Origin of the sequence: Kocuria rhizosphaericola, assembly GCF_044462205.1 — a bacterium.
In the GTDB taxonomy this organism is placed as follows: Bacteria; Actinomycetota; Actinomycetes; order Actinomycetales; family Micrococcaceae; genus Kocuria; species Kocuria rhizosphaericola.
This window is the reverse complement of record NZ_JBISWK010000178.1, coordinates 1-8,173: the sequence shown is the minus strand read 5'-3', so window position 1 is coordinate 8,173 and position 8,173 is coordinate 1. Positions and strand designations below refer to the sequence as shown.

The following is an 8,173-nucleotide window of genomic DNA, read 5'->3' as shown; positions in this document are numbered from 1 at the left end:
CCCGGCCCGGGGCCGGTCAGAGCTGGGCGACGATGCGGGCGAGCAGTCCGGAGATCCGGGCGCCCGCGGCCCGTCCGGCCTCGAGGACCTCCTCGTGGGAGAGCGGGGACGCGGAGATCCCGGCCGCCTGGTTGGTCACGAGCGAGATCCCGAAGACCTCCATCACCGCGTGCCGGGCGGCGATGGCCTCCAGGGCGGTGGACATCCCGACGAGGTCGGCGCCCAGCACTCCCGCCATCCGGACCTCGGCCGGCGTCTCGTAGTGCGGGCCGGGGAACTGCGCGTAGACCCCCTCGTCGAGGGTGGGGTCCACGCCCCGGGCCAGCTCCCGCAGCCGCGGCGAGTACAGGTCGGTGAGGTCCACGAACGTGGCGCCCTCGAGGGGGGACCGGCCCGTGAGGTTGAGGTGGTCGCTGATCAGCACCGGGGTGCCGGGCCCCCAGGACGGGTTCAGGCCGCCGCAGCCGTTGGTCAGGATCATGGTGCGCGCCCCGGCGGCGGCCGCGGTGCGCACGCCGTGGACCACGGGGCGCACGCCCAGGCCCTCGTAGTAGTGGGTGCGGGCGCCGATCACCAGCGCGTGCCGGCCCGCCGGGGTGCGCACCGAGCGCAGCGTGCCGACGTGGCCCTCGAGGGCGGGCGGGGTGAAACCGGGGATCTCCGCGGCCGGGACCTCGGCGACGGTCTCGCCGATCAGCTCGGCGGCCTGGCCCCAGCCGGAGCCGAGGGTCAGGGCGATCTCGTGCGTGTCGACCCCGGTGGCCCGGCGGAGGGCGTCCGCGGCCTCCTGGGCGAGCTCGAAGGGATCGGTCCGGGCGGCGCTGTGCTCTGTGTCCACCCGGCCAAAACTACCGCATGGTCCCGGCCCGCCCGGCGCGGCCGGTCCGGTTCCCGCTGCGGAGCAGCACCTGCAAGAATGGCCGGGTGACTGCACACAGCGAATTCTCCATCCAGAAGCTCGTCATCATCGGGGGCGGTCCGGGCGGCTACGAGGCCGCTCTCGTCGCCGCCAGCCTCGGCGCGGACGTGACCATCGTCGAGCAGCAGGGCCTGGGCGGCTCCGCGGTGCTGACGGACGTGGTCCCCTCCAAGACGCTCATCGCCTCCGCCGACGCCATGACCCGCTTCGCGGAGGCCGCGGACCTGGGGGTGCACGTGCGCGGCGGCTCCATGGACGGCGACGAGATCAACCACCTCGGCGTGGACCTGGAGAAGGTCAACACCCGCCTGCTGCGCCTCGCGGCCTCCCAGTCCCGGGACATCAAGCGCGGGCTCGAGCGGGTGGGGGTGCGCGTGATCGCGGGCACCGGCCGGCTCCTCAGCCCCACCAGCGTGCAGGTCACCGCCGAGGACGGGCTGGAGTACACCCTCGACGCGCAGGCCGTGCTGCTCGCCGTCGGGTCCCTCCCGCGCGAGCTGCCCACCGCGAGGCCGGACGGGGAGCGGATCTTCAACTGGAAGCAGGTCTACCACCTCACCGAGGTCCCCGAGCACATCATCGTGGTGGGCTCCGGCGTGACCGGCGCGGAGTTCGCCTCGGCGTACCGGGGCCTCGGGGCCGAGGTCACCCTCGTGTCCTCCCGGGACCAGGTGCTGCCCGGTGAGGACGAGGACGCTGCGGCCGTGCTCGAGAACGTCTTCGAGCGGCGCGGCATGAACGTGCTCAGCCGCTCGCGCGCCGACTCCGTCGAGCGCACCGAGGACGGGGTGGTCGCGACCCTCTCCGACGGGCGCAAGATCGCCGGCTCGCACTGCCTCGTGGCGGTCGGCGCGATCCCCGCCACCGACGACCTCGGCCTCGAGGAGGTCGGGGTGGCCCGCGCCGAGTCCGGGCACATCAAGGTGGACGGCGTCTCCCGCACCACCGTGCCGGGCGTCTACGCCGTGGGCGACTGCACGGGCGTGCTCCCGCTCGCCTCGGTGGCGGCCATGCAGGGCCGGATCGCCGTGGCGCACCTCATGGGCGACGCCGTCAAGCCGCTGCGCACCCACCTGGTCGCCTCCAACATCTTCACGTCCCCGGAGATCGCCTCCGTGGGCGTGAGCGAGAAGTCCATCGAGGACGGCACCTACCAGGCGGACACCATCATGCTGAAGCTGTCCACCAATCCGCGCGCCAAGATGATGGCGGTCGAGGACGGCTTCGTGAAGATCTTCTCCCGCAAGGGCTCCGGCACGGTGATCGGCGGTGTGGTGGTGGGTCCCCGCGCCTCCGAACTGATCTTCCCGATCTCGCTGGCCGTCACGCACAAGCTGCACGTCGACGACCTCGCCGACACCTTCACGATCTACCCGTCCCTCACGGGCTCGATCTCGGAGGCGGCCCGGCGCCTGCACGTGCACGTCTGATCCCCGCCGGCACGCGAACGGCCGCACATCCCCTTCCGGGACGTGCGGCCGTTCGCGTGGTGCCCGCGGGTCAGCGGCGGGTGACGACGTGCTCCATGTCGACGTCCTTCGTCTCAGGGGAGAACCAGAGCGCCACGAGGGTCAGCACGGCGCCGAAGGCCAGGTAGAGGCCCACGGAGCCCACGCCGTAGCTCGCGGTGAGGGAGACGGCGACGTACGGGGTGACGGCCGCGCCGAGGATCGAGGCCACGTTGTAGGCGACGCCGGAGCCGGTGTAGCGCACGTTCGTGGGGAACAGCTCGGGCAGGATCGCGGACATCGAGCCGAAGGTCAGGCCCATCAGGGTCATGCCGACCGTGAGGAAGAACAGCACGCGGATCATGCTGACGTCCTCGCCGGTGCCGACCGCGGCCGGGTTCATCATCAGCCCGAAGCTCAGCCCGAAGAGCAGGATCACCGAGGTGATGACCAGCTGCGAGCTGCGCCGGCCGTACCGGTCGGCGACCCACCCGGAGACGGGCACCATCGCGGCGAACAGCAGCACGGACAGCAGCTGCAGCACGAGGAAGTCCCGGTAGGGGATGCCCAGGCCGCCGTTGTCGGGGCTGGTGATGCCGTAGGAGAGGATCCAGGCGGTCATCAGGTAGAAGAGCATGTAGGTGGCCAGCATGATGAACGTGCCCTGCACGATCTGCAGCCAGGAGCTCCGGAAGGCCTCGACGATCGGAGCCTGGACCTTCTCGCCCTGGTCCAGGGCCTTCTGGAAGACCGGGGTCTCCTCGAGCTTGAACCGCACCCACAGGCCGAGGACCACCATGACCACGGAGGCGAGGAACGGGATGCGCCATCCCCAGGTGAGGAACGGGTGGTCGGTGCCCTGGTCGGCGACCGAGACGAAGCCCATCGCGAGGGTCAGCACCAGGAAGAAGCCGTTGGCCAGGATGAAGCCGAACGGGGCGCCGAGCTGCGGCCACATGGCGGCACGCGCGCGCTTGCCCTCCTCGGCGTACTCGGTGGCCAGCAAAGCCGCGCCGGACCACTCGCCGCCCAGGCCCAGGCCCTGGCAGAAGCGCAGGATGGTCAGGAGGAGCGGGGCCCAGATGCCGATCGAGTAGTAGGTGGGCAGGAGGCCGATGAGGAACGTGGCGACGCCCATGGTCAGCAGGGCGCCGATCAGGGTGGCCTTGCGGCCGATCCGGTCGCCGAAGTGCCCGAAGATCACGGAGCCGATCGGGCGGGCCACGAAGGCCGCGGCGAAGGTCGCCATGGAGGCGAGCAGCTTGGCCGTCTCGTCCTCCCCCGCGAAGAACAGCGCGGGGAACACGGCCACGGCCGCCGTGGCGTAGACGTAGAAGTCGTAGAACTCGATCGTGGTGCCCACGAGGGACGCGAGGATCACCCGGCTGCGGGGCACACGGTCGGACAGGGGGAGCGAGGGGGCGGACGCGCCGGTGGCGTCCTGCCCGGTCACCGAAGAGGACATGGGGAAACCTCGGTCGTAGCAGGGGGCGGGGACAAGTTCACGATGGTACGCCCGCCTTTCCGCATACCGGGTCCTCCGTCTCACATCCTGGAACGCCGATCGGTCCAGGGCTCACGGACGGTGAGGGCCGCCCGGGCCTGCTCGTCCCCGGACACCAGGGGGAGGTCCAGGATCCGCCAGCCCGGCAGCGGGTGGCCGGGGAACCGGCCGGCGCCCACGCGGTCCACGGAGGGGTCGCGGGAGAGCCCGGCGCCCAGGGCCTTGAGCAGGGACTCCTTGCGGACCCACACCCGCGCGACGGCGGCGGGCCGGCGGCGCCGGCGGGTCCACGCGAGACGGCGCCGCTCGGCCGGGTGCAGGACCAGGGACATCTGCTCGGCGCCGGCGAGGTCCGGGACGCGCTCCACGTCGATCCCGAGCTCCCGCGGGCCCGTGGCGAGCAGGACGTGCCCGCCGCTGGAGGAGAGGGAGAAGTGCAGGCCGGGCACCGCGGGCTTGCCGCGCCGGCCGGCCGCCCCCGGCGCGGGACCCAGCGGCACCGCGGCCGGCTCGGTCCCGAGCCGCTCGGCCAGCACGGCACGCAGCAGGCAGCGCCGGGCGAGGAACGCCTCGCGGTCCTCCTCGCGCCGGAACCCGTCCCGGCGGGCCCGCTCCGCGGGATCCAGCCAGGACGCCTCGACCGTGCGCGCCCACGGCACGAGGTCGGGCACGCGCGCCCGGACCAGGGTCACGTCACCGGCCCGGCGGGGCGCGGGGAACGGGGTCCAGAGCGGCGCCGGGGGAGCGGTCACGGCGGGGCGCTCACGGGCCGTGACTCACCGGGGCCCGCCGGACCCGGCGCACGCCTCGAGGTCCGCGAGCAGCCGGTCCCGGTGCCCGGCGAGCGGGTGGTGGCCCCCGGGGTACTCCCGCCGCTGCACGGCCCCGGTGCTGACCGGGAACCAGGCGTCCATGCCGGCGGCGTCCACGGTGCCGTCCTCCGCGCCGCGCAGCAGCAGCAGGGGCGCGGAGACCGGGTCGGGGAGCCGGTCGTGGGCCATCGAGACCCGCAGGTCCGCGCGCAGGGCGGGCAGCTGCAGTGCCAGCAGCTCGGGGTCGGAGAGCACCGCCTCCGGGGTGCCGCCCAGTCGCCGCAGCCACCGGACGAGCGCCGCGTCCGCGTCCGGGTCCTGCGGATCGAGCCCGGCCCGCAGGTCCTCGTCCTCGACGTCCACGGCCCCCGGGGCGGTCTTCGCGGACAGCGCGAGCAGCGCCACCCGGATCCCCTCCCGGTGCTCGAGCCGCGAGGCGAGCTCGGCCGCCACGGAGGCGCCCATGCTGTGGCCCAGGACCACGAGCGGGACGTCCGGGGCTGCCCCCGTGGACGCCGTCGTGGACCGGGCCGCGGTGGCCCACGGGGCACCGGCGACGGCCTCGGCCGCCTCCGCGGCGAGGGCGGCGACCGAGGCGGCCGCCGGCTCCCGGAAGCGGTTCTCCCGGCCGGGGTACTGGACGCCGAGCACGTGGACGTCCTCGCGGACCAGGAACCGCCAGTAGCCGGCGGCCGCGCCCGAGGGCGGGCAGCAGAGCACCCGCAGCCGGGGCGTCCGGGCGGGGGCGCCGCTGCGCAGCCGGTCCTGCGCGGAGAGGTCCACGAGGCAGCGCACGGGGGATCCGGTGGGTCGGGTGCTCATCGGGGCCGGGCTCCGCGGGTCAGGAGATGCTCGCCAGGACGGCGCCGGCGGAGACGGTGTCCCCGGGGCTCACGGAGAGCCCCGAGACCGTGCCGGACTTGTGGGCCGTCAGCGGCTGCTCCATCTTCATGGCCTCGAGCACGAGGACGAGGTCGCCCTCGGCCACCTCGTCGCCGTTGTCCACCGCGATCTTCACGATGGTCCCCTGCATCGGGGAGCTCAGGCTGTCGCCGCTCGCCGCGGCGGCGCCGCCGCCGCGGGCCGAGCGGGACTTGCGGGGCTTGGCCGCGGTCCCGTTGGGCTTGGCCGCGCCGGGCAGGGCGGGCAGCACGACCTCGAGGCGCTTGCCGGCGACCTCGACGACGATCGCCTGGCGCTCCTCCGCCTCGGGCGCGGCGTGCGGGACGCCCTCGAACGGCGGGATGGTGTTGTCGAACTCGGTCTCGATCCACCGCGTGTGCACGGAGAACGGGGAGCCGTCCGCGGGGGCGAACGCGGGATCGGCGACCACGGCGCGGTGGAAGGGGACCACGGTGGGCATGCCCTCGATGCGCAGCTCGTCCAGGGCCCGGCGGGAGCGCTCGAGCGCCTGCTGCCGCGTGGCGCCGGTGACGATCAGCTTCGCGAGCATGGAGTCGAAGTTCCCGCCCACGGTCTCACCGGCCTGCACGCCGGAGTCCACGCGCACGCCGGGCCCGCCGGGCAGGTCGAGTGCGGCGATGGTGCCGGGAGAGGGCATGAAGTGCCGTCCGGGGTCCTCGCCGTTGATGCGGAACTCGATCGAGTGGCCGCGGACCACCGGGTCGTCGTAGCCCAGGGCCTCGCCGCGGGCCAGCCGGAACTGCTCGCGCACCAGGTCGATGCCCGTGACCTCCTCGGACACGGGGTGCTCGACCTGCAGACGGGTGTTGACCTCCAGGAACGTGACGGTGCCGTCCTGGCCCACCAGGAACTCGCACGTGCCCGCGCCCTGATAGCCGGCCTCCCGCAGGATCGCCTTCGAGGACGCGTAGAGCAGACGGTTCTGCGCCTCGGACAGGAACGGCGCCGGCGCCTCCTCCACGAGCTTCTGGTTGCGCCGCTGCAGGGAGCAGTCGCGGGTGGAGACGACCACCACGTTGCCGTGGGCGTCGGCGAGGCACTGGGTCTCGACGTGCCGCGGGGCGTCCAGGAAGCGCTCCACGAAGCACTCGCCGCGGCCGAACGCCGCGGTGGCCTCGCGCACGGCGGACTCGTAGAGCTCGGGGATGTCCTCGCGGTCGCGGACCACCTTGATGCCGCGGCCGCCGCCGCCGAACGCGGCCTTGATGGCCAGGGGCAGCCCGTGCTCGTCGGCGAACGCGAGGACCTCCTCGGCGGAACCGACCGGGTCGGTGGTGCCGGGGACCTGCGGGGCGTCGACCTTCTCCGCGATGTGGCGGGCGGCCACCTTGTCGCCGAGCTTGGCGATGGCCGCCGGCGGGGGCCCGATCCAGGTCAGGCCGGCCTCGAGCACGGCCAGGGCGAACTCGGCGTTCTCGGACAGGAAGCCGTAGCCGGGGTGCACGGCGTCGGCGCCCGATCGGGCGGCGGCGTCGAGGATCTTGTCGGCCACCAGGTACGAGTCCACGGCGGTGGACCCGCCGAGCCCGTACGCCTCGTCCGCCATGCGCGCGTGCAGGGCGTCCCGGTCCGGGTCGGCGTACACCGCCACGGAGGCGATGCCCTCGTCGCGGGCGGCACGGATCACCCGTACGGCGATCTCTCCGCGGTTGGCGACGAGCACCTTGGTGATGGGGCGGATGGCGCCGTCCGCGGGGTTCTTACCGGTCACGTCTCACTCCTTGTCGAATCCTCCGATGCACTGTATTCCCCGCCGCGAGCAATCGCCCAACCACCCGGCGGTGGTCCGGAAATGCGACGCCGTTTCTGTAGGAGTCCTACAACTCCGCCGGCGTCCTGCGCGGCGCCGGGCCGTCCCGGCGGCGGGCGGCCCTCAGCGGTGGGCGGCCCTCAGCGGTGGGCCGTCCACAGCTGGGGCACGCCCACCTCCGCCCGGGCGAGCAGCGTCCGCAGCGTGCTCAGGCTCAGGCCGACGACGGCGTGCACGTCCCCCTCCACCCGCTCCACGAATGCCGCGCCGAGGGAGTCGATGGTGAAGGACCCGGCCACCTCCAGGGGCTCGCCGGTGGCCACGTAGGCCGCGACCTCGTCGTCGGACATCTGCGCGAAGAACACCTCGGCGCGCGCCGGCGCGCCGCCGCGGTATCCGGTGCCGCCGTCCGCCGGGCTCCGGGTGTCCACGAGCCAGTGGCCCGTGTGGAGCACCCCCGAGCGCCCGCGCATGGACCGGATCCGTGCGGTCGCCGTCTCGGCGTCCAGGGGCTTGCCGTGCACCTCGCCGTCGAGCTCGAAGACCGAGTCGCAGCCCACCACGAGGGCACCGGCCGCCTCGGGCAGCGCCGCCACGGCCTCCGCCTTGGCGCGGGCCAGGACCATCGCGGTCTCCTCGGCGCCGGTCACCCCGCGCTCGCGGACCACGGCGTCCTCGTCCACGTCCGAGACGAGCCGGTCGTGGCCGATCCCGGCGTCGGTCAGGAGCTTGGTGCGGGCGGGGGAGCGGGAGGCGAGGACGAGGCGGGGAGTCACCGTCCCAGGATACGCAGGCCGCGCGCGGGAGGGGGCTGCG

At 74.0% G+C, this 8,173-nt stretch carries 7 protein-coding genes; 1 reads left to right on the top strand and 6 read right to left on the bottom strand.

Translation table 11 applies throughout. The features are described 5' to 3' along the window. Positions 1–16: 16 nt before the first annotated feature. On the bottom strand, positions 17–838 hold the full coding sequence (locus tag ACH9D2_RS18075) for a purine-nucleoside phosphorylase (protein WP_396364214.1): 822 nt from the start codon (positions 836–838) through the stop codon (positions 17–19). Positions 839–924: 86 nt separating this feature from the next. On the opposite strand from ACH9D2_RS18075, the gene ACH9D2_RS18070 reads away from it, so the two are divergent. Then, positions 925–2,349: an NAD(P)H-quinone dehydrogenase gene (locus ACH9D2_RS18070; protein ID WP_396364213.1), complete on the top strand. Its 1,425-nt coding sequence runs from the start codon at positions 925–927 to the stop codon at positions 2,347–2,349. Between the two features lie 70 nt (positions 2,350–2,419). On the opposite strand, the gene ACH9D2_RS18065 is transcribed toward ACH9D2_RS18070, so the two are convergent. The 5 genes from ACH9D2_RS18065 to ACH9D2_RS18045 form a co-directional block, all read right to left on the bottom strand. After that, positions 2,420–3,832, bottom strand: a complete 1,413-nt coding sequence (locus ACH9D2_RS18065; protein WP_396364212.1) for an MFS transporter — start codon at positions 3,830–3,832, stop codon at positions 2,420–2,422. An 80-nt stretch (positions 3,833–3,912) separates the two neighbouring features. Next, positions 3,913–4,623, bottom strand: a complete 711-nt coding sequence (locus ACH9D2_RS18060) for a 4'-phosphopantetheinyl transferase family protein (protein WP_396364211.1) — start codon at positions 4,621–4,623, stop codon at positions 3,913–3,915. A gap of 24 nt (positions 4,624–4,647) precedes the next feature. Next, a complete protein-coding gene (locus ACH9D2_RS18055; RefSeq protein ID WP_396364210.1) occupies positions 4,648–5,505 on the bottom strand; it encodes an alpha/beta fold hydrolase in 858 nt (285 codons plus the stop codon). Positions 5,506–5,524: 19 nt separating this feature from the next. Further along, complete coding sequence (locus ACH9D2_RS18050) at positions 5,525–7,318, bottom strand: acetyl/propionyl/methylcrotonyl-CoA carboxylase subunit alpha (protein ID WP_396364209.1); 1,794 nt, start codon at positions 7,316–7,318, stop codon at positions 5,525–5,527. Positions 7,319–7,497: 179 nt separating this feature from the next. After that, positions 7,498–8,133: a Maf family protein gene (locus tag ACH9D2_RS18045; RefSeq protein WP_396364208.1), complete on the bottom strand. Its 636-nt coding sequence runs from the start codon at positions 8,131–8,133 to the stop codon at positions 7,498–7,500. Positions 8,134–8,173: the final 40 nt, after the last annotated feature.